At 71.0% G+C, this 19,655-nt stretch carries 17 protein-coding genes; 7 read left to right on the forward strand and 10 right to left on the reverse strand.

The window, feature by feature from the left end:
- Positions 1 to 21 precede the first annotated feature (21 nt).
- On the forward strand, positions 22 to 1,131 hold the full coding sequence (locus MKP15_RS12040) for a serine hydrolase domain-containing protein (RefSeq protein ID WP_240212854.1): 1,110 nt from the start codon (positions 22 to 24) through the stop codon (positions 1,129 to 1,131).
- A 39-nt stretch (positions 1,132 to 1,170) separates the two neighbouring features.
- Here MKP15_RS12040 and MKP15_RS12045 read toward each other — a convergent pair whose 3' ends face one another.
- Positions 1,171 to 3,366 carry a primosomal protein N' gene (locus tag MKP15_RS12045; RefSeq protein WP_240212855.1) on the reverse strand — a complete coding sequence of 732 codons (2,196 nt, stop codon included), beginning with the start codon at positions 3,364 to 3,366 and terminating at the stop codon, positions 1,171 to 1,173.
- A gap of 486 nt (positions 3,367 to 3,852) precedes the next feature.
- Between MKP15_RS12045 and MKP15_RS12050 the strand changes: the two genes are divergently transcribed.
- The 4 genes from MKP15_RS12050 to sppA all read left to right on the forward strand — a co-directional run bounded on the left by MKP15_RS12050 (position 3,853) and on the right by sppA (position 8,912).
- Complete coding sequence (locus tag MKP15_RS12050) at positions 3,853 to 4,863, forward strand: hypothetical protein (protein WP_240212856.1); 1,011 nt, start codon at positions 3,853 to 3,855, stop codon at positions 4,861 to 4,863.
- Positions 4,850 to 5,413 carry a DUF3106 domain-containing protein gene (locus MKP15_RS12055; protein ID WP_240212857.1) on the forward strand — a complete coding sequence of 188 codons (564 nt, stop codon included), beginning with the start codon at positions 4,850 to 4,852 and terminating at the stop codon, positions 5,411 to 5,413. Before MKP15_RS12050 ends, MKP15_RS12055 begins: the two co-directional genes overlap by 14 nt.
- A 160-nt stretch (positions 5,414 to 5,573) precedes the next feature.
- A complete protein-coding gene (locus MKP15_RS12060) occupies positions 5,574 to 6,935 on the forward strand; it encodes an MATE family efflux transporter (RefSeq protein ID WP_240212858.1) in 1,362 nt (453 codons plus the stop codon).
- Between the two features lie 69 nt (positions 6,936 to 7,004).
- Positions 7,005 to 8,912, forward strand: coding sequence for a signal peptide peptidase SppA (gene sppA, locus MKP15_RS12065; protein ID WP_240212859.1), 1,908 nt, complete (start codon positions 7,005 to 7,007; stop codon positions 8,910 to 8,912).
- Positions 8,913 to 8,986: 74 nt separating this feature from the next.
- Here sppA and MKP15_RS12070 read toward each other — a convergent pair whose 3' ends face one another.
- Positions 8,987 to 9,235 carry a hypothetical protein gene (locus MKP15_RS12070; protein WP_240212860.1) on the reverse strand — a complete coding sequence of 83 codons (249 nt, stop codon included), beginning with the start codon at positions 9,233 to 9,235 and terminating at the stop codon, positions 8,987 to 8,989.
- A gap of 60 nt (positions 9,236 to 9,295) precedes the next feature.
- Between MKP15_RS12070 and MKP15_RS12075 the strand changes: the two genes are divergently transcribed.
- Complete coding sequence (locus MKP15_RS12075) at positions 9,296 to 10,069, forward strand: SDR family oxidoreductase (protein ID WP_104937836.1); 774 nt, start codon at positions 9,296 to 9,298, stop codon at positions 10,067 to 10,069.
- 15 nt (positions 10,070 to 10,084) lie between these two features.
- Here the strand turns inward: MKP15_RS12075 and MKP15_RS12080 are convergent, their stop codons facing one another.
- The 8 genes from MKP15_RS12080 to MKP15_RS12115 form a co-directional block, all read right to left on the reverse strand.
- The gene (locus MKP15_RS12080) at positions 10,085 to 10,711 is read right to left on the reverse strand and encodes a DUF4124 domain-containing protein (protein ID WP_237723490.1); all 627 of its coding nucleotides are present in this window, start codon (positions 10,709 to 10,711) and stop codon (positions 10,085 to 10,087) included.
- Between the two features lie 145 nt (positions 10,712 to 10,856).
- Positions 10,857 to 11,417, reverse strand: a complete 561-nt coding sequence (locus MKP15_RS12085; protein ID WP_161614162.1) for a Sua5/YciO/YrdC/YwlC family protein — start codon at positions 11,415 to 11,417, stop codon at positions 10,857 to 10,859.
- 131 nt (positions 11,418 to 11,548) lie between these two features.
- Positions 11,549 to 14,068, reverse strand: coding sequence for a DNA topoisomerase I (locus MKP15_RS12090; protein WP_240212861.1), 2,520 nt, complete (start codon positions 14,066 to 14,068; stop codon positions 11,549 to 11,551).
- Positions 14,069 to 14,254: 186 nt separating this feature from the next.
- Positions 14,255 to 15,175: an RDD family protein gene (locus MKP15_RS12095; RefSeq protein WP_240212862.1), complete on the reverse strand. Its 921-nt coding sequence runs from the start codon at positions 15,173 to 15,175 to the stop codon at positions 14,255 to 14,257.
- A gap of 33 nt (positions 15,176 to 15,208) precedes the next feature.
- Positions 15,209 to 15,907, reverse strand: a complete 699-nt coding sequence (locus MKP15_RS12100) for a pilin (RefSeq protein WP_240212863.1) — start codon at positions 15,905 to 15,907, stop codon at positions 15,209 to 15,211.
- A gap of 152 nt (positions 15,908 to 16,059) precedes the next feature.
- Complete coding sequence (locus tag MKP15_RS12105; protein ID WP_054668528.1) at positions 16,060 to 16,533, reverse strand: DUF494 family protein; 474 nt, start codon at positions 16,531 to 16,533, stop codon at positions 16,060 to 16,062.
- 43 nt (positions 16,534 to 16,576) lie between these two features.
- A complete protein-coding gene (gene dprA, locus MKP15_RS12110) occupies positions 16,577 to 17,728 on the reverse strand; it encodes a DNA-processing protein DprA (RefSeq protein ID WP_240212864.1) in 1,152 nt (383 codons plus the stop codon).
- Positions 17,729 to 17,802: 74 nt separating this feature from the next.
- Positions 17,803 to 18,939, reverse strand: a complete 1,137-nt coding sequence (locus tag MKP15_RS12115; protein WP_240212865.1) for a LysM peptidoglycan-binding domain-containing protein — start codon at positions 18,937 to 18,939, stop codon at positions 17,803 to 17,805.
- Positions 18,940 to 19,069: 130 nt separating this feature from the next.
- Between MKP15_RS12115 and def the strand changes: the two genes are divergently transcribed.
- Positions 19,070 to 19,585: a peptide deformylase gene (gene def, locus MKP15_RS12120; protein ID WP_104937844.1), complete on the forward strand. Its 516-nt coding sequence runs from the start codon at positions 19,070 to 19,072 to the stop codon at positions 19,583 to 19,585.
- Positions 19,586 to 19,655: the final 70 nt, after the last annotated feature.

A 19,655-nucleotide genomic window follows, 5' to 3' on the forward strand; every position in this document is an offset into this window, starting at 1 on the left:
CCCGACCCTGGAGAACATTGGATGCCGACCACGCTCCGCCGGCTGTTGCTGCTGGCGCTACTTGCCCTGCTGGCCGGCGCGCCGGCCACCGCCGCTTCCCTGGCCGATGCCAATGCCGCCGCCCGCGACTTCGTCCGCGCGACGATGAAGGCGCGGGGCATCCCGGGCCTGCAGGTCGCGGTGGTCCGCGACGGTCGCGTGGTGTTCTCCGAAAGCCACGGCCTGGCCAATGTTGAGAACCGCGTGCCGGTCGAACCCACGACCCTGTTCCCGATCAACTCCGCGACCAAGGCCTTCACCGGCGTGGCGGTGATGCAGCTGGTGCAGGCCGGGCGCGTCGACCTGGAGGCGCCGATCTCGACCTACCTGGCGGACCTGCCGCCGGCGTGGCGTGGGATCCGCGTGCGCCAGCTGCTCGCGCACACCTCCGGGCTGCCAGACATCGTCGACGCGCAGGGGCTGGTCGGCACCGGCACGGAGCCCGACGCGTGGCAGGCGGTGGCGGCGATGCCGCTGCAGGCCGCGCCGGGCGAGCGCTTCGCCTACAACCAGACCAACTACGGGCTGCTGGCGCGGATCGTCGAAGGGCAGGGCGCGATGCCGTACGCGGCGTTCGTCGCCGAACACCAGTTCGCGCCGCTGCGCATGCGCCGTTCGCGCTTCGGCGACAGCTACGACCTGGTCGCCGGCGCGGCCACCGTGTACAGCTTCCTGCCGCGCCGGAGCGATGCGCCGGGCATGCCCGCGCGGCTGTCGCACTGGTTCTACGACGTGCCGCACGGGCTGTGGGCGGGCGGCGGGATCCAGACCACCGCCAACGAACTGGCGCAGTGGCTGGTGGGGCTGATGCAGGGGCGGCTGCTCGATGCGGGTGTGCGCGAGCGCATGTGGGCGCCGGAGCGGTTGAACAATGGCGGCCTGGGCGACTGGGCCGCCGGCTGGCCGGTGGCCGGCGCCGCCCCGCATCGCGAAGTGACCAGCATGGGCGGCGCCCGCGCGGCCTTCCGCATCTATCCCGACGAGGGCCTGGCGGTGGTCGTGCTGACCAACCTGGTCGGTGCCGACCCGCAGGATTTCATCGCCGGGATCGCCGGGTTCTATCGCACGGTGCCGGCCGCCGCGGCGCGCTGACCCGGTATCGCATGCCCGGCGCGCGGCCGGGCGCCGCCGTCAATACAGGTCCATCGGGTCCACGTCCAGCGACCAGCGCACGCGCCGGGCCTGCGGCAGCGGGTAGACCTGCGGCATCAGCGTGTCGAGCAGGCCGTGCAGCGCACGCCGCTGCGTCGCCGACAGCAGCAGCTGGGTACGCTGGAAACCGGCGCGGCGCGGCATCGGCGCCGGCATCGGGCCGTAGCATTCGACCGGGCTGGCGTCGGGAACGGCCTGTTTCACCGTGGCCAGGAACGCATTGGCATGCTCCACCTGCCTGGCCTCGGCGCGGATCAGCGCCAGATGCGCGAACGGCGGGAAGCCGGCGGCTTCGCGCTGCGCCAGTTCGGCATCGGCGAAGGCGTGGTAGCCGCCGTTGACCAGCGTGTGCAGCAACGCGTTGTCCGGGTGGTGGGTCTGCAGCCAGACCTCGCCGGGGCGGTCGGCGCGGCCGGCGCGGCCGGCGACCTGGATCAACTGCTGGGCCAGCTTCTCGCTGGCGCGGAAGTCGGCCGAGAACAGGCCTTCGTCGATCCCCACCACCACCACCAGGGTCAGCCGCGGCAGGTCGTGGCCCTTGGCCAGGATCTGGGTGCCGACCAGGATGCCGGGTTGCGCGCCGAGGGTGGCCAGGGTCTGTTCCAGCGCGTCGCGGCGGGCGGTGGTGCCGCGGTCGATGCGCAGCACCGGGAAATCCGGGAACAGCTGCAGCAGCCGCTCCTCCAGCCGCTCGGTGCCGATGCCCTGCGGCTGCAGCGCCAGGCTGGCGCAGTCCGGGCAGGCCAGCGGCACCGGCGCGCGCGCGCCGCAATGGTGGCACTGCAGGCGGCGCCCGGCGCCATGCACGGTCATCGGGGTGGTGTGCAACGGCGTGCTGCAGCGGCTGCACGGCGCGGTCCAGCCGCAGTCGTGGCACAACAGCACCGGCGCGTAACCCCGCCGGTTCTTGAACACCAGTACCTGGTTGCCGGCACGCAGGTGCTGGTCGATGCCGGCCAGCACTTCCGGCGAGAGGCCGTCCTGCAGTGGCCGCTTGCGCACGTCGAACACCCGCACCGCCGGCGGTCGCGCGTCGCCGGCGCGCTGCTGCAGGCGCAGGTGGGTGTAGCGGCCGGCACGCGCGTTGTGCAGCGATTCCAGCGACGGCGTGGCACTGCCCAGCACCACCGGCACGTCCAGCGCCTTGCCGCGCACCAGGGCGAAGTCGCGGGCGTGGTAGCGGATGCCGTCCTGCTGCTTGTAGCTGCCGTCGTGTTCCTCGTCGACGATCAGCAGCCCGGCCTGCGGCAGCGGCGTGAACACCGCCGAGCGGGTGCCGACGATCACCCGCGCCTGGCCGCGCGCGGCCGCCGCCCACACCCGTGCGCGCTCGTTGTCGTTCAGTCCCGAATGCAGCGCGTGCACGGCGATGCCCAGGCGGCCGCGGAAGCGCGCCAGCATCTGCGGGGTCAGGCCGATCTCCGGTACCAGCACCAGCGCCTGCCGGCCCTGCGCCAGGCAGCGGGCGATGGCCTGCAGGTAGACCTCGGTCTTGCCGCTGCCGGTGACCCCGTCCAGCAGGAAGGGCTGGAAGCCGTCGGCCGCGGTGATCGCCGCGATCGCCGTGTGCTGCTGCGGGTTGGGGTCCAGCCCCGGCAGCGGCTGCGCAACCGCCGGTGCCGCCGCCAGCGCCACGCGCTGCGCGAAGCCGCGCTTGAGCAGGGCGCGCCCGGCCTCGCGCCAACCGTCCATGCGCGCGGCCAGCGCGTCCTCGGCCAGGGGACCGTCGCCGAGCAGCTCGGCCAGGCGTCGCGGCCGGCTGCCCGCGCGCAGCCGCGACAGGCCCTCGCGACCGGCCGCGGTCAGTGCCCAGCCCCACTCCTGGGTATCGGGCAGCGGTTCGCCGCGCCGCAGGGGCGCCGGCAGCGCGGTGGCGACCACCTCGCCGAGCGGCGCATGCGCATAGCGCGCCAGCCAGCGCAGCGAGGCATACAGTTCACCGCCGAGCAGCGGCGGCCCATCCAGCCATTGCAGCGCCTCGCGCAGGGTCGCCGGGTCCTGCACCGTGCCGATGCCCTCGACCATGCCGACCAGCTCGCGGTTGCCGAACGGCACCTTGATCCGGCGCCCGGCATCGCCGGTGTCCGGCGCCGGACTGCCGGGCGGGGGCAGGTAATCGAAGGTCTGCGGCAACGGAACCGGCAGCGCGATGCGCAGGGTGGGGCAGGTGGGCATGGGCGGCAGTGTAGGCGGCGGCCGGTGCCCGGCACACCCCCGCGCCCGCTGCCCGCGGGCCGCCCGTGCCTGCGCCGGCGGGCGCGTTACTTGCGTGCGCTTGTGCAGCGCCAGAAGCATAAACACCGCGTAAACGCAGGCCCCGATTGGAGATTTGAGCTTATCCACACAACTTGTGGATAACTCTGTGCATCAGCATTGTGCTCCACGCGTCCAAGGCGGTGGTTGAAGCCTTTCAGTCAACTTGGTCAAAAAATAGCCACGCCATCAATATATTTAAAATCAACCACTTGGCCGTGAAACAAAAGCGAAATGTGGGCGCGCTGCCGCAATCGCGGGCATCCGGGGCCGGACTATTGACGCTGTGCACAAGTTGCGGCATGGGCCGCCCGCAACGGCGTGAAGAGCGCGTGGAGGCCGCCGCCGGCGGCATCTGCAGGGCGGGATCGGCTGGGTATCATTCCCGCCGATGAAGGAGTCCACCTGATGGCTGCACCCGCCTCCCCCGCACCGGCCGCAGCCAGCGCCCTGTCCGCTTTCCTGAAAGGTGTCGAACGCCGCGCGCTGGTCGTCGCCAGCCTGCAGGGCGGCGACGAGGCCGCCGCCGCCCAGGCCGTGGCGGCCGCCATGCGTGCCTTTGCCGGCCCCGCCGCGGACCTGCCCATGGCCGACTGGCCGGCGCGCTTCTGGGCGTTGCTGTGCGGCAGCCCGCAACTGCGGGCACCGTCCCAGGGCGGGCGCTGGCCGCCCGCGCTGCTGCACCTGCAACGGCTGGCGCCCGAACCGCGGCTGGCACTCTTGCTGCGTGTCGGTGGTGGCCTGGACGAAGACGCCGCGGCCGCCGTGCTGGGGCTCACGCCCGAGGCATACCGGCGCGCGCTGGCCGCTGCCTGCCCACTGGATGCGCAGGGCCATCCGGATGCACTGGCCTGGCGCGGGCTGGCCGAGCAGGTGCAGGCACGGGTCCGCGAGCTGCCGGCCGGGCAGGTACAACAGCTGGAACAACTGCGCGGGATGACCGCGGCTGCCGCGGCGCCGGCGCCGCGGCCGGCACCCGCGCCCCGGGTGGAGGCCGATGGACGTAGGGTGCGCGCGCCGCGCCGTACCCGCGCGCGCTGGAGCCGGCGGACCTGGCTGTTGCTGTGCCTGCCGTTGCTGCTGCTGGCGCTGGTCCTGGCCTGGGGGTGGACCCGCCATGGCCCGGCGTTGCCGGGTGCGGCGGCGCCGGCCGCCGAGGGCGCGGTGGCGGACAATGGTCCGGTGCAGGTGGAAGCGCTGCCGGACGACGGCGCCCCCGCCGGGCCGGCGGCCGCCGGCAGCCATGCCGCCGACGATGCCGCGATGCTGGCCGATCCGGAGCTGGCGCTGGCGCGGGACGCCGACTTCCATGCCTGGTACGCCGCCGGCGGCCCGCTGCCGGTGGACGAATCGCAGGCGCAGCCCGGCCGCGCCGAACCTGCCGGCGGTGCACTGGAGACGGTCGATGCCGAGGATTGAGGGGCTGCTAGTGGTAGTGCTGGCGCTGTTGCCGGCCGCGTCGTCGTTGGCGGCGCCGGTGGTGCCTGTCCTGCCGGCGGGCAGTACCACGCCCGCGCCCGATCCGGCGGTGGGCTGGCAGGCACTGGCCCCGGCCCAGCAGCGCGAGCTGCGCGCACGATATGCGGCGTGGCGCGCGCTGCCCGAATCCGAGCGCCAGCGGGTGCGCCGGGCCGCGGCCGAGGTGGCGGCATTGCCCGCGTCCGAGCGCGCGGCCGTGCGCAACCGCTTCCTCGGCCTGGACCGCCTGCACCGCGATGGCTGGCGGCTGGGCCCGCAGCTGGGCGCGCACTACCCGAAGCTGCAGCCGTTGCTGGGCTACCTGCCCGGACACCAGCGCGAACCGATGCTGGCGCTGCTGCGCCAGCTTGACGCCACGCAGTTGGCGCAGCTGGGCGTGCTGGCGCAGCGCACGCCGCCGCAGGAGCGCGATGCGCTGCGCGAGCGCCTGCTGGCGCTGCCGGCGGCGCAGCGCGGCGACTGGCTGCGGCAGCGCACCGAATCGCGCTGAGACGCGCACGCCGGCCATGGCGCCGGTGCCGCGGCCAGGGCGAAAGTGTCGTCAAGGTCGCGCCTTTCACCCGGCTTCATCCATAGCCATTACAATGCGTCCCCTCCGCGACCCGGCAACAGCGCGTCCCGCGCCGGCCGCAGTCCGCGCCATTTCCCGCATGTCCACCACCGCCACGCCGCGCTTCCGCCAGGAAGTGCGCGCCACCGGGTTGCTCGCCCTGCCGCTGGTCCTGGGCCATGTTTCGACCGGCCTGATCGCCTTCGTCGACAACACCATCGCCGGCCACCACGGTACCGATACCTTCGCCGCGGTCAGCATCGGCACCGCATTGCTGTGGCTGCCGATGCTGGTGCCGATCGGCACCCTGATCTCGCTGACCGCCTCGGTGTCGCAGCTGCACGGCGCCGGCCGCGAGCGCGACATCGGCCCGCTGTTCCGCCAGGCGCTGTGGCTGGGCGTGGGCCTGAGCGCGCTGATGTTCGCTTTCCTCAGCGTGGTGCCGGCGTTCCTGCCCGCGTTCGGCATCGCCCCGGAGATCGTTCCCGGCGCCACCGGCTTCCTGCACGCGATCCGCTGGGGCGTGCCGGCGCTGACGCTCTATTTCTGCATGCGTTACCTGAGCGAGGGCATGCACTGGACGCTGCCGACCATGCTGCTCGGGTTCGGCGGGCTGCTGGTGCTGGGGCCGCTGGGCTATGCGCTGTGCAATGGCCGCTTTGGCTTTCCCGAAATGGGTGCCGAAGGCCTGGGCATCGCCTCGTCGGTGACGATGTGGCTGCAGGCGCTGTGTTTCGCCGGCTACCTGTGGAAGACCCGGCGTTTCGCCCACCTGCGGCTGTTCGGTCATTTCGAGCCGCCGCGCTGGCGCGCGATCTGGGACCTGCTGCGTACCGGCCTGCCGATCGGCATCACCGTGCTCATGGAAGGCGGTCTGTTCATCATCACCGCGCTGCTGATCGGCCGTATCGGCGCGGTCGAGGCCAGCGCCCACCAGATCGCCATCAACGTCGCCCAGCTGTGTTTCATGATCCCGATGGGCGTGGCCGAGGCCACCACCGTGCGCGTCGGCCATGCGGTGGGCGGCAACGATCCGCTGGGCGTGCGCCGCGCCACCTGGGCCGGCTACGCGATCGTGCTGGTCACGCAGCTGCTGTCGATCACCGTGCTGCTGCTGGGCCACGACGCGGTGGTGCGCCTGTATACCGATGACCTGGCGGTGGCCGCGCTGGCCTCCACCCTGCTGCTGTACGCGGCGGCCTTCCAGTTCCCCGATGGCATCCAGGTGCTGTCGGCCGGCGCGCTGCGCGGGCTCAAGGACACGCGCGTGCCGATGTTCATCGCCATGTTCGCGTACTGGGGCCTGGGCATGCCGCTCGGCGCCGGCCTCGGCCTGGGCCTGGGCTGGGGACCGCAGGGCATGTGGATCGGCCTGATCATGGGCCTGACCGCCGCCGCGGTGCTGATGGGCTGGCGCCTGCGGATCAGCAGCCAGCGCCTGCTCCTCCAGCCGGCCCCCTGACTTGAAGCCCATGCCGGGTCCGCCGGTTATGGGTATCCTGCTTTGCAACAAGCCCCTTCCGGAGCGTCCATGAATCCCCCACCGCTGCCTCGCCGCAACCCCATCGCCCGCTTTTTCGTCGGGCTGTGGGACGTGATGAACTTCACCCGGCGGCTGATCCTCAACCTCGTGTTCTTCGGCCTGCTGTTCCTGGTGCTGATCGTGATGATGGTGGCGATGGGCAAGGGCGCATCGTCGGCCAAGATCCTGCAGGACCGCACCACCCTGGTGATCGCCCCGGAAGGCCGTCTGGTCGAGCAGTACAGCACCGATCCGGTGAGCCGCGCGCTGGCCAAGGCGGTGGGCGACAACAACGCCGAGGAGATCCAGCTGCGCGACCTGATCCGCGCCATCGAGGCCGCGCGCGACGACAAGAAGATCGAACGCGTGGTGCTGGAGCTGGACAAGCTGCAGCCCTCCGGCTTCGCCTCGATGCGCGAAGTGGCCGCCGCGCTGCAGGAACTGCGCGCCTCCGGCAAGCAGCTGGTGGCCTTCAGCGAGAACATGAACCAGTCACAGTACCTGTTGGCCGCGCAGGCCGACGAGGTCTACCTGGACCCGATGGGCAGCCTGCTGCTCGAGGGGCTGGGCCGCTACCGCCAGTACTTCCGCAGCGGCCTGCAGGACAAGCTGGGCGTGGACGTGCACCTGTTCAAGGTGGGTGAGTACAAGTCGGCCGCCGAGCCCTACGTGCTCGATGCCGCCTCGCCGCAGGCCAAGGAAGCCGACCTGTTCTGGATGAACGACGTGTGGCAGCGCTACCTGGGCGACATCGCCAAGGCGCGCAAGCTCGACGCCGCGCAGCTGGCCGCCGGCATCGACACCCTGCCCGAGGGCATCGCCGCGGCCGGTGGCGACCTGGCGCGCTTCGCCCTGCAGCAGAAGCTGGTGGACGGGCTCAAGACCCGCGAGGAAGTGGAAACGCTGCTCACCCAGCGTGGCGTGGCCGACAGCGACGCCGAGGGCGGCTTCCGCCAGATCGCGCTGGGCGACTACCTGACCCAGGTCGATGCGCGCCGCTCGCCGATCGATCACCGCCCGCAGGTGGCGGTGGTGGTGGCCGAGGGCGAGATCGCCGGCGGCGACCTGCCGGCCGGCCGCGTTGGCGGCGTCTCCACCTCGGCGCTGCTGCGCGCCGCGCGCGACGACGACGACGTCAAGGCGGTGGTGCTGCGCGTGGATTCCCCGGGCGGCGAAGTCTTCGCCTCCGAGCAGATCCGGCGCGAGGTCGAGGCGCTCAAGGCCGCCGGCAAGCCGGTGGTGGTGTCGATGGGCGACCTGGCCGCGTCCGGCGGCTATTGGATCAGCATGAACGCCGACCGCATCTACGCCGACGAATCGACCATCACCGGTTCGATCGGCATCTTCGGCATGATTCCCAACTTCGCGCGCAGCCTGGACAAGATCGGCGTGCATACCGATGGCGTGGGTACCACCCGTTTCGCCGGCGCGTTCGACGTCACCCGGCCGATGGATCCGGCGGTGGGCCGCGTGGTGCAGTCGGTCATCGACAAGGGCTACGCCGACTTCACCGGCAAGGTGGCGCAGGCGCGCGACCGCGACGTGGATGCCATCGACGAGGTCGCGCGTGGCCGCGTGTGGAGCGGTGCGCAGGCCAAGGAACGCGGGCTGGTGGACGCGTTCGGTGGCCTCAAGGCCGCGATCGCCGATGCCGCCGGGCGTGCCAAGCTCGGCGAGCCGGACAAGTACCGGGTGAACTACATCGAGAAGGCGGCCACGCCGTTCGCGCAGTTCATGACCGGCTTCGCCGGCAGCCGCGCCGGCGCCTGGATGCTGTCCGATTCCAGCCTGGCGCGGTTGATGCTGGCGCGCACCCTGCCGGAAATGGACGCGCAGCTGCGCTTCGTCGAGGATGCGGTGAAGGACCGCAACGGCGCGCCGGTCAAGGCGCTGGCCTACTGCTTCTGCGGTCTGTAAGCGCCGCCACCGCGTGACCTGGCAACGCCGCCCCCGGGCGGCGTTGTCGTTTCAGCCGTGTGGTGCGCGCGTGGCTACGGCGCGCGGCCAACCGGCCGTGCATGCATTTGTGCCCCGGCAGCCGCGACCGTATCGGCAACGGTGCCGCCGGCCAGCGTCCGCGCGGGCAGGCCAGCGCGGTGCGGCGCCGCGGCCTGGGGATCGGGCCGGCGCTCGGTCTCCGGCGGCTGCGGCCTGCCGCAACCGGCCAGCAGGGCCAGGGCCATCGGCAGCAGGCAATGACGGATGTCCATCGGCGTGCTCCTGTGCGGGCAGGCGCCCATCGTGACACACCGCCACGGCCGCAACCTGACCCGCGGCCGGCGCGGCGGTATCCTTCACCCATGAACACGAACCGCTGGCGGCTGGACGGACAGACCGCACTGATCACCGGCGCCAGCGCCGGCATCGGCCTGGCCATCGCGCGCGAACTGCTCGGTTTCGGCGCCGACCTGTTGCTGGTGGCGCGCGATGCCGACGCGCTGGCGCAGGCGCGCGACGACCTGGCCGACGAATTCCCCGGCCGCGCCATCCACGGCCTGTCCGCCGACGTCGCCGACGACGAGGACCGCCAGGCGATCCTGGACTGGGTCGAAGACCATGGCGGGCTGAACCTGCTGGTCAACAACGCCGGCGGCAACATCACCAAGCCGGCCAACGACTACAGCGAGGACGAGTGGCGCGGGATTTTCGAGACCAACCTGTTCTCGGCGTTCGAGCTGTCGCGCTATGCCTACCCGCTGCTCACCCGCCACGCCGCGTCGGCCATCGTCAACGTCGGCAGCGTGTCCGGCATCACCCATGTGCGCAGTGGCGTGGTCTACGGCATGACCAAGGCGGCGCTGCAGCAGATGACCCGCAACCTCGCCTGCGAATGGGCCGAGGACGGCATCCGGGTGAACTCGGTGGCGCCGTGGTATATCCGCACCCGGCGCACCTCCGGGCCGCTGTCCGACGCCGACTACTACGACGAAGTGATCGCGCGCACGCCGATGCGCCGCATCGGCGAGCCGGAGGAAGTGGCCGCGGCGGTCGGCTTCCTGTGCCTGCCGGCGTCGAGCTATGTCACCGGCGAGTGCATCGCGGTGGACGGCGGCTTCCTGCGCTACGGGTTCTGAGCCGCGCCGGCGGCGTCAATGGCCGCCGCAATCGCGGTCCAGCCGTGCCTCGATGCCGCGCTGTTCGCGGGTCAGGGCCTGGCGTTCGCTCTGCAGCGCGCTGTTGTAGCGGCGCACCAGTTCCCAGCGACGGTCGCGCAGGCGCGCGCACACTTCCTGTTGTGGCAGCGGGTGACAGACATCGCGGACCCAGGTGCCGCTGGCGATGACGGCGCCGCCGGGGTGCGGGTGGCCGTGGCCGGGCCGTCCGCCCGCGACCATGCCGCCACCGGAAGCCGGTGGCGCGGTGCCGATGCGCCCGGGCGGGTGATGGCCGCCGACCCACAGCGGCACCCAGCGCGGCGTGCCGAGACCGTCTTCGCTGGTGTAGCGCCCGCCATCCGGCGCGATGCACTCGTACAGGGGCTGCGGCGGCTGCACGGTGACGATGCGCACTTCGCGCTCCGGTGGCGGTGGCACTGGCGCAGTGGCGGGCGCCACCGCCGGCCGCGGCGGTGGATCCCGGGGGCGCTGCATGTCCAGCACCTGCTGCCGATGCGTACCGGCGCAGGGGGCGTCCTGCAGCGTGACCGCGCCATTGGCAGCCACGCAGCGGTAAATGCGCACGCTGTCGGCCGGCGGCGGCTCGGCGGCCATCGCCATGGCGGGCAGCAGGCCCAGGAACCCGGGCAGGAGCAGGCGGACACGCATGCGGCCATGGTGCCGCATCTGGCGGACCGCGGGTAGGCGGGCGTTTCCGGCCGTGGTGGTGGGCGCCTGCCGCCCCCGGGACCCCGCGCCGGGTGGCTTACTCGCGCAGCACCTGGCCGGTGGCGGCGACGCGGATGCGGGTGGGCTGCGCCAGCCCGCCGGTGGCGCCATCGAGCAGCCCGTCGAGCTGCGCCAGCAGGGCCGGGTCGAGCTGGTCGCGGGCGCGTGCCGGCGGCTGCCCGGCGAGGTTGGCGCTGGTCGAGACCAGCGGGCCGCCCCAGGCCTGGCACAGGGCGCGTACCTGCGGATGCGCGCTGACCCGCACCGCGATGCCGGTGTGTTCGCCGGTGATCCAGCGCGGGGCGAGCGGCCCGGCCGGCACGATCCAGGTATGGGCCCCGGGCCAGCTGTCCAGCACCGCCTGGCGGCGGTCGTCGGCCAGCGCGTCCAGCCGCACCCAGCCTTGCAGCTGCGTCACGTCGGCGGCGACCAGGATCATGCCCTTCTCGACCGGCCGCTGCTTGAGCGCCAGCAGTTTCATCACCGCCGTTTCGTTGGCCGGGTCGCAGCCCAGGCCCCAGACCGCTTCGGTCGGATAGGCGATGACGCTTCCGGCGCGCAGCGCCGGGACCACGTTCTGCAGATCGAATTCAATCATCGGGGGTACCGTTGGCTACCGCGGCGGTGGCCGCGGGAACGCAGGGAGGCCAGACGCGCCAGACCGCCCGTGGGCGGCCTGGTACAGGTACGCGATTATCCCCCTGCCGGGGCGGCAGGGCGAGACGGCGCTCAGAACGGCGGCGCGTCGTCGGCCGCCGGTTTGCCCGCGGCCTTCACCACGGCTTTCTTGACGGCCTTCTTCGCCGTGGTCTTGGTGGCCGTGGCCTTCTTGGCCGCCGCCTTCCTGGCCGGTGCCTTCTTGGCGGCCGGCTTCTTCGGCGCGGCGTCCTTCTTCACCGTGGTCTTCTTGACGGCAGCCTTCTTGGCCGCGGCCTTCTTCGCGCCGAAGCCCTTGCGTGCCGGCTTGCCGGTCTCGGCCATCAGCTGCTGGACCTCGGCCAGGGTCAGCGAGGCCGGCTCGCGGTCCTTGGGGATCTTGCCATTGAGGGTGCCGTCGCTGATGTAGGGCCCGAAACGGCCGTTGAGCACCTGGATGTCCGAACCCTCGAACTCCTTGATGATGCGGTTGCGGGCGATCTCTTCCTTTTCCTCGATCAGGAACAGCGCGCGCGCCAGGTCGATCTTGTACGGATCGTCCTCCTTCTTCAGCGAGGCATAGGTGCTGCCGCGCTTGGCGAACGGGCCGAAGCGGCCGATGCCCACGCTCACTTCCTCGCCATTGGCGTCGGCGCCGAGCCTGCGCGGCATGTCGAACAGCTTCAGCGCGTCCTCCAGCGAGATGGAGTAGATGCTCTGGCCGGGCTGAAGCGAGGCGAACTTCGGCTTCTCCTCGTCATCCACGGTGCCGATCTGCACCATCGGCCCGAAGCGGCCGATGCGCGCGCTCACTTCCTTGCCGCTGCCCGGGTCGGTGCCGAGCACGCGCGCGCTGCCCGCGTCGGTGCGGTCCAGCGATTCGCTCTTGTCGCTGACCAGCTCCTTGAACGGGCCCCAGAAGCGCTCCATCAGCGGCACCCATTCCTCTTCGCCGCGCGACACCGCGTCCAGCTCGTCCTCGAGCCGGGCGGTGAAGTCGTAGTCGACGTAGCGGGTGAAGTGGCTGGACAGGAACTTGCTGACCGCGCGGCCGACGTCGGTGGGCTTGAAGCTGCGGCCTTCCATCTCGGCGTACTTGCGGAACAGCAGGGTCTGGATGATCGAGGCGTAGGTCGAGGGGCGGCCGATGCCGTATTCCTCCAGTGCCTTGACCAGCGCCGCTTCGGTGAAGCGCGGCGGCGGCTGGGTGAAATGCTGTTCGGCCCCGATGCGTTCCAGCGGCACGTTGTCGCCGGGTTTCATCGCCGGCAGCTTGCGGCCTTCGTCCTCGTCCTCGGCATTCCTGCTGTCCTTGCCTTCCTCGTAGACGGCCAGGAAGCCGGGCACCACCACGGTGGTGCCGCTGGCGCGGAACACGTGTTCGCTGCCGGCGGACAGGTCGACGCTGACCGTGTTGAGCGTGGCCGGGATCATCTGGCAGGCCACGGCGCGCTTCCAGATCAGCTCGTACAGCCGGCGCTCGTCGTCGGTCAGGAACCTGGCCACCTGCGCCGGCGTGCGCAGCGCCGAGGTCGGGCGCACCGCTTCGTGCGCTTCCTGGGCGTTCTTGCTCTTGGTGGTGTAGGTGTTGGGCTTGTCCGGCAGCGAGGCGGTGCCGTAGTCGCGGGCGATCACGTCGCGGATCTCGACCAGCGCGTCCTGCGACAGGTTCACCGAGTCGGTACGCATGTAGGAGATCAGGCCGACGGTGCCTTCCTCGCCGATCGCCACGCCTTCGTACAGCTTCTGCGCCACCTGCATGGTCTTGCGCGTGGTGAAGCCGAGCTTGCGCGAGGCTTCCTGCTGCAGGGTGGAGGTGGTGAACGGCGGCGCCGGGCGACGCTTGCGCTCCTTGCTGGCGACGTCGGTGACGTGCAGGCGGCCCTGCGCGGCCTGCTGGATGCGCAGGCGTGCGGCCTCGGCGGTGTCGCCGTCGGTGATGGTGAACTGCTCGAACTTCTGCCCGTCCAGCTTGATCAGCTTGGCCGAGAAATGCTGGGTCGGATGCGCGCAGTCGGCCTGGATCGACCAGTACTCGCGCGCCTTGAACGCCTCGATCTCCTCTTCGCGCTCGACGATCATGCGCAGCGCCGGGCTCTGCACGCGGCCGGCGGACAGGCCGCGCTGCACCTTGCGCCACAGCACCGGGGAGAGGTTGAAGCCGACCAGATAGTCCAGCGCGCGCCGCGCCTGCTGGGCGTCGACCAGGTTGTCGGCAATGGCGCGCGGCTGCGCCATCGCCTCCTTGATCGCGCGCGGGGTGATCTCGGTGAAGACCACGCGCTGCATCGACTTGTCCTTCAGCAGCCCGCGTTCCTTGAGGATCTCGGCGATGTGCCAGCTGATGGCCTCGCCCTCGCGGTCCGGGTCGGTCGCCAGGAAGATGTCGTCGGCGCCCTTGGCGGCCTTGGCGATGGCCTCGACGTGCTTCTCGTTCTTCTCGATCAGGTCGTAGCGCATCGCGAAGCCGTGGTCCGGATCGACCGCGCCTTCCTTTGGGACCAGGTCGCGCACGTGCCCATACGAGGCCAGGACGGTGAAGTCCTTGCCGAGGTATTTGTTGATCGTCTTGGCCTTGGCGGGCGATTCGACGATGAGCAGGTGCTTAGGCATGTCAGTGGGTTCTTGCGGGGAGGGCGGGGCCCGGTGGGGGGCGCTAGGGTGGCGCAAACGCGCCCGATAGTGAAGCCGCGGGGCCGATGCGGAGATGCGCAACGCCCGGGCAGGGCCCGGGCGTTCAGCTTTCCTTGTCCAGAGAAATCACGGAGAGGCCGCCGTTGTCAAGCGGCGGCATGTGACTCAGCTGAAGTTGGAGGCGGCGATGCCGATGATCGCCAGCAGCGCGACGATGCCCACCAGCACCATCACGCCGAACAGCGACAGGATCACGATGGTCACCGTGCCCAGCCCGCGCTGCTGCCACTCCGGGTGGTCGGTGAAGGCCCATTTGTCCACCACCAGGGTGTCGCAGATCATGTCGTGCAGGCTCTGCTTGCGCTCGGTGAAGGCGGCCATCAGGTAGCCGATGCACAGGATCAGGCCGCTGAGCATGGCCGCGAAGTAGCGGCCGATGCCGCGGGCGATGGTGATCCGTTCGCCGTTGCTGCGCACCACCTTGATACCCACCGCCATCTTGCCCAGGGTGGCCTTGCCGGACGAGGCATGGAAGACCGCGTAGTAGGCGGCGGCCAGGCCGATGGAGACCAGGTTGGTCAGCAGCTGGATCGCGATGAAGCCCGCGCCCATGGCGTCGCTGCCGCCGCCGATGCCGGCCATGCCGATGCCCAGCACCATGCCGATGACCATCGCGATCACGCCGCCGACGATGCCCACGACCAGGCTGTCGATGAAATAGGCCGCCACGCGCTTCCAGAAGCCGGCGTAGACGATCTCGCCGCCGCCGACCACCGCTTCGCCGGTGGTGGCGCTGGTGGGCGCCGCGTACGGCGATGGCGCCGCCGCACTGGCCTTGGCGACGGCGCTGCCGTCCTCGATCGCCTGGTAGTCCGCGCGCAGGTCGATGCCGGTACCGGCGGCCGCCGGCACCAGCAGCTGCAGCTCCTCGGCCATCGCCGAGAGCGGCTGCCACTGCGACATGCCTTCGCGCCAGACCAGGCTGCCCAGGTCCAGCTCGTTCCTGCGGAACTTGTCGCGCAGCACGTCGGCTTCGACCGGCCCATGCCGCTCGCGCTGCGCATCGGCGTAATACCACTGACTCATCAATATTCCCCTGTGAAGTGTGTGCGTCCCGGCTCAGCCGCGGCACTGGGCTGGCAGATGTTGGTCCGCCACGTCGGACCGGCATGTCCAGGTGGCGGTCTGCGTATCGTAGTCGAGCCAGAGGTGCTTGCCGTCAAGCGCCTGCCTGCCGGGCACCTGGAAACGCGCCTCCACGCCGCAGTGGCCGTTCTCGAAACGGCCGATGCGCGCGCTTGCGACATCGCCGGCGGCGTAGCTTTCCGGGCTGTGGAAGCCACTGTCGCCGTTGACCGGGCAGTGGCCGCTGGCGCTGGCGAACCGCGCCACGTCCTGGGTGAGTGGCTGCAGCTGCGCCCACGCCGCGGTCACCTTCGCGCGGGTCAGGTAGCTGTTGTAGGCGGGTATGGCGATGGCGGCCAGAATGCCGCCGATCGCCAGCAGCGCGACGCCCGCAACCGCGGCGATGATGCCGGCCACGGCGCACCCGGACAGTCCGGGCCGTGGCGGCGCCGGAGCGACGATAGGTGCCTGTTGCACCGGCGGTGGTAGCGGCGGCGCGGAGGATTGGCCCGCGGGCATGTCCAGGCCGAGCTCGGCGGCGAAGTCGGCCAGTGGCCGCCAGTCGCTGGCGCCCTCGCGCCAGACCAGGGTGTCGCCGGCGATGCGGTTGGAGCGGAACAGCTCGACGATGCTCGCTGCGGGCAGGGGGCCGCGGCGTTCGCGGTTGCCCTCGGCATAGAACCACTGGCTCACGGGGACTCCTTGTGGCTGTCCAGGGTGGGGCGCGTCGTGGCGCGCAGGGATGTCCTTTCCGCTACCCGCGCCGGCACCGGCGGGCCCGGCGTGCCGCCAGGAGTCGGGCGGCGGGGTCGTCAGCGCCGCGCGATGCGCCGCGCCGTCGATCCTCAGTGCAGCGGCTCGGGCTCGTCGACGAACATCTGCGTTTCCATCCAGGCATAGGCGGCTTCCGCGCCCGGCTGGTTGAACAGCACCATCAGCACCACCCACTTGAGGTCGTCCAGGTCCAGCTCGTCTTGGTCCAGCGCCATCGCCCGGTCCAGCACCAGTTCGCGCTGGTCGGCATCGAGGATGCCGTGCTGTTCCAGGAACAGCAGGAACCCGCGGCTCTCCACGTCCAGCTTGTCCAGCTCCGGGCCATGGAAGATGCGTACCGGCCCGTCCACCCGCGCCTGGCCCACGGCCGGGCGCTGCTCGGCCAGGGCATCGAGCCAGTCGAAGGCCTTGCTGATCTCGGTGGGGCTGAAACCGGCCTGGATCAGGCCGTTCTGCAGGGAGTCGCGGTCTCGGATGAGATCGGCGTCCTCGCTGAAATAGTGTTCGAACAGATACAGCAGGACGTCCAGGATGCTCTCTTTCATTGCCTCGGCCTGCGCCATGCGGCGCTGTGGAGGTGAAGGAACCTCAGGTGCGGGTGTAGCAGCCGTATGCGGACGACACCTTCCCTTCCAGTTCCATGACCAGCAGCATGGATGACAGCCTGCTGGCCGTCAATCCAGTGCGCCTGATCAACGAATCCATACCGGTTGGGTCGTAACCCAGCGCATTCCACAAGCGCTGGTAGTCCGGGTCCGGTGGGGTGGGGGCCGGGCAAGGGCTGCCCGGGGCCTCAGGAATGGGGGTCAGCAACCGGTTTTGCAAGGCGCCCGCCAGTTCGCCGGCCAGATTGGCCACGCCTTCCATAATGTCCGCCGGTTGTGTCACCAGGATTGCACCGTCGCGTATCAGGCGATGGCAACCACACGCCATGGCGTTGCCGATCGATCCGGGCACCGCGAACACTTCACGACCGGCTTCGGCCGCCAGCCGCGCGGTGATCAGCGCGCCGGAGCGCGCGGCGGCTTCGACCACCACCGTGCCCAGGCACAGCGCGGCGAGCAGCCGGTTGCGGGCGGGAAACTGGCCGTTGCGCGGTGGCGTGCCGGGTGGGTACTCGCTGACCACTGCTCCGGTCGCGGCGACCTGCTCCTGGAGCGGGGCATGGCGGCGTGGGTACGCCAGGTCCGGGCCGGTGCCGATCACCGCGAACGTGGCACCGCCGGCATCCAGCGCGGCACGGTGGGCGGCGGCGTCGATGCCGGCGGCCAGGCCGCTGCCGATCGCCAACCCGCCCGCCGACAGCTCGCGCGCGAACGCGTAGGCGTTGTCGCGGCCCCCCGCGCTGGGATTGCGGCTGCCGACGATGGCGATGGCCGGCTGCCACAGGCAGGCCGGGTCGCCATCGACGAACAGGGCCAGCGGGGGATTCGGGCAACGCCGCAGCAGGGGCGGGTAGTCCTCATCGCCCCAGCCGAGCAGGTGGTGGCGCGGATGCTCCAGCCAGCGACGTGCCTGCGCCATGCGCGCCGGTGCCGGCGCGACCAGCGCCTGCGCCTGCTGTCGGTCCAGGCCGGCGGCCTGCCACGCGGGGCGCCCGGCAGCCAGCGCGTGGCGTGCGCTGCCGCAGTGGTCGAGCAGATCGCGCAGCGGCCGGGCGCTGCCGCCGGCCAGCACCAGCGCCAGCAGCGCCTCGGCTTCGTCTGCGCACGCGCCGGCAGGGTCGGGAAAGGCGGGCATGCGCGGATGCTGGCCCGGAAACGACGACGGCGCCCTCGGGCGCCGTCGTGCTGCTGCATAGGATTACGCCGCGCCTACTGCGCGTCCGGATGCTTGAGCTCGTAACCCACGCGCGCCGGCTTGGTGCCTTCCATCACCAGCGCATAGCTGACCCGGTCGAAGGTGCGGAACACCATGGCGTGCGCGGCATACTCGGCCGGCAGCGACACGCGACCAGCGCCGGGCTTGAGCCCGTCGTCGGTGCGCGACGTGGCCATGCCGGTCACGCGGTCGGTGACATGGCGGCCGCTGCGCCAGACCGAGAACACGGTGCCGTTGTCGATGCCGTCGCGGGCGCCGCCGGAAATGGCGATGACGTCGCGCGGACCGCCCGAGGTGAGGGCGTCGGCCACGGCCAGGACGCGCAGGTGGCCGTCCGCGACCGCCGTGCTGGGGGCGTGCGGTACGAACTGCAGGTCGTAGGGGCTGGCCTGCACCGGGACCAGGCGGTCGCCGGCGCGCACTTCGCGGCCGCTGGCCTGCAGCAGCAGGGTGCTGGTCTCGTGCTCGCCGTTGCCGACGCGGGTGACGGTGCCGGTGGCGACCTGGGCCAGCTCGTAGCCCAGCAGTTCGTGGCGGTCGCTGCTGGCCACGTAGCTCCGCCACAGGTCGCCGGTGAACGGGGTCACGTTGCCGCGCTCGTCCAGGTCGTCGCTGGGCTTGGGCTGGCCATACCGCACCGTGGGCCGCAGCACGGCATAGCGCTGGCCGGCCTGTGCGCCCTGCAGGCCGCGCACATAGGCCTGCTGCCCGGCGCTGGCGCGCATGCGGTTGTCTTCCAGGCCGACCACGTAGGGCAGCTGCTTGAAGCTGTCCATGACGGTCAGGTTCTTCAGGAACGGTTCAACCTGCGCCAGCGGGATCGCATTGATCGGCGCTTCGTCGCGCTTGCCCGGCTGGATGCTGCCCTGCGGCGTCACCCGGTCCAGATAGGCCAGGCTCAGCACGTCGCCCGGGTAGATCAGGTGCGGATTCTTGACCTGCGGGTTGGCCTGCCAGATTTCCGGCCAAAGCCACGGCTTCTTCAGGAAACGGGCGGCGATATCCCAGAGCGTGTCGCCCTTGCGCACCACGTAGGTGTCCGGATGGGTGGCGCCCGTCTCGACCGCCACGGCATAGGTCGTCACGGTCAGCAACGCGACGGCGGCGACCGTACGTATTTGTTTCAGCATGGCTGCGATCTGCCTGATTCCCCAACAGGTTCGCGCACTATAGTGCAGAACCCGGGGCGCGGGGCAAGCGCAGGCGCTAGAATTGGGACGTCCTGCCGAATTGTGCGGCATCCCCATTCCGGTGCACCCCATGGCCCTCCTGCCCATTCTCGAATTCCCCGACCCGCGGCTGCGCACCAAGGCGGTCCCGGTCGACCCCGCCGAAGTGACCACCCCGGCGTTCCAGCAGCTGCTCGACGACATGTTCCAGACCATGTACGACGCCCCCGGCATCGGCCTGGCCGCCAGCCAGGTGGACGTGCACAAGCGTTTCATGGTGATCGACGTCAGCGAGGAGCACGACGCGCCGCAGGTGTTCATCAACCCGCAGATCGCCAGCGCCAGCGAAGGCGGCCGGGTCTACCAGGAAGGCTGCCTGTCGGTGCCCGGCATCTACGCCGACGTGACCCGTGCCGACAGCATCGTGGTGCGTTTCCTCGACCGCGAGGGCAAGGCGCAGGAACTGGCGGCCGATGGCCTGCTGGCCACCTGCATCCAGCACGAGATGGACCACCTGGATGGCAAGCTGTTCATCGATTACCTCTCGCCGCTCAAGCGCGAGATGGTGCGCAAGAAGCTGGCCAAACAGCGCAAGCACGTCGCCTGAGCCGCGCCCCCGGCCTGGCCGGGGGCGCACCAGCGCAGCGCACGGCGCCGACCCCGGCGCCGTCGTTCTT

It is taken from the genome of Stenotrophomonas sp. Y6, from assembly GCF_022436665.1.
Lineage (GTDB): Bacteria > Pseudomonadota > Gammaproteobacteria > Xanthomonadales > Xanthomonadaceae > Stenotrophomonas > Stenotrophomonas acidaminiphila_A.

Coding starts and splice junctions, on each gene's coding strand:
- MKP15_RS12040 (WP_240212854.1), top strand. CDS start 22: ATGCCGACCACGCTCCGCCGGCTGTTGCTGCTGGCGCTACTTGCCCTG.
- MKP15_RS12045 (WP_240212855.1), bottom strand. CDS start 3,366: ATGCCCACCTGCCCCACCCTGCGCATCGCGCTGCCGGTTCCGTTGCCG.
- MKP15_RS12050 (WP_240212856.1), top strand. CDS start 3,853: ATGGCTGCACCCGCCTCCCCCGCACCGGCCGCAGCCAGCGCCCTGTCC.
- MKP15_RS12055 (WP_240212857.1), top strand. CDS start 4,850: ATGCCGAGGATTGAGGGGCTGCTAGTGGTAGTGCTGGCGCTGTTGCCG.
- MKP15_RS12060 (WP_240212858.1), top strand. CDS start 5,574: ATGTCCACCACCGCCACGCCGCGCTTCCGCCAGGAAGTGCGCGCCACC.
- sppA (WP_240212859.1), top strand. CDS start 7,005: ATGAATCCCCCACCGCTGCCTCGCCGCAACCCCATCGCCCGCTTTTTC.
- MKP15_RS12070 (WP_240212860.1), bottom strand. CDS start 9,235: ATGGGCGCCTGCCCGCACAGGAGCACGCCGATGGACATCCGTCATTGC.
- MKP15_RS12075 (WP_104937836.1), top strand. CDS start 9,296: ATGAACACGAACCGCTGGCGGCTGGACGGACAGACCGCACTGATCACC.
- MKP15_RS12080 (WP_237723490.1), bottom strand. CDS start 10,711: ATGGCGATGGCCGCCGAGCCGCCGCCGGCCGACAGCGTGCGCATTTAC.
- MKP15_RS12085 (WP_161614162.1), bottom strand. CDS start 11,417: ATGATTGAATTCGATCTGCAGAACGTGGTCCCGGCGCTGCGCGCCGGA.
- MKP15_RS12090 (WP_240212861.1), bottom strand. CDS start 14,068: ATGCCTAAGCACCTGCTCATCGTCGAATCGCCCGCCAAGGCCAAGACG.
- MKP15_RS12095 (WP_240212862.1), bottom strand. CDS start 15,175: ATGAGTCAGTGGTATTACGCCGATGCGCAGCGCGAGCGGCATGGGCCG.
- MKP15_RS12105 (WP_054668528.1), bottom strand. CDS start 16,533: ATGAAAGAGAGCATCCTGGACGTCCTGCTGTATCTGTTCGAACACTAT.
- dprA (WP_240212864.1), bottom strand. CDS start 17,728: ATGCCCGCCTTTCCCGACCCTGCCGGCGCGTGCGCAGACGAAGCCGAG.
- MKP15_RS12115 (WP_240212865.1), bottom strand. CDS start 18,939: ATGCTGAAACAAATACGTACGGTCGCCGCCGTCGCGTTGCTGACCGTG.
- def (WP_104937844.1), top strand. CDS start 19,070: ATGGCCCTCCTGCCCATTCTCGAATTCCCCGACCCGCGGCTGCGCACC.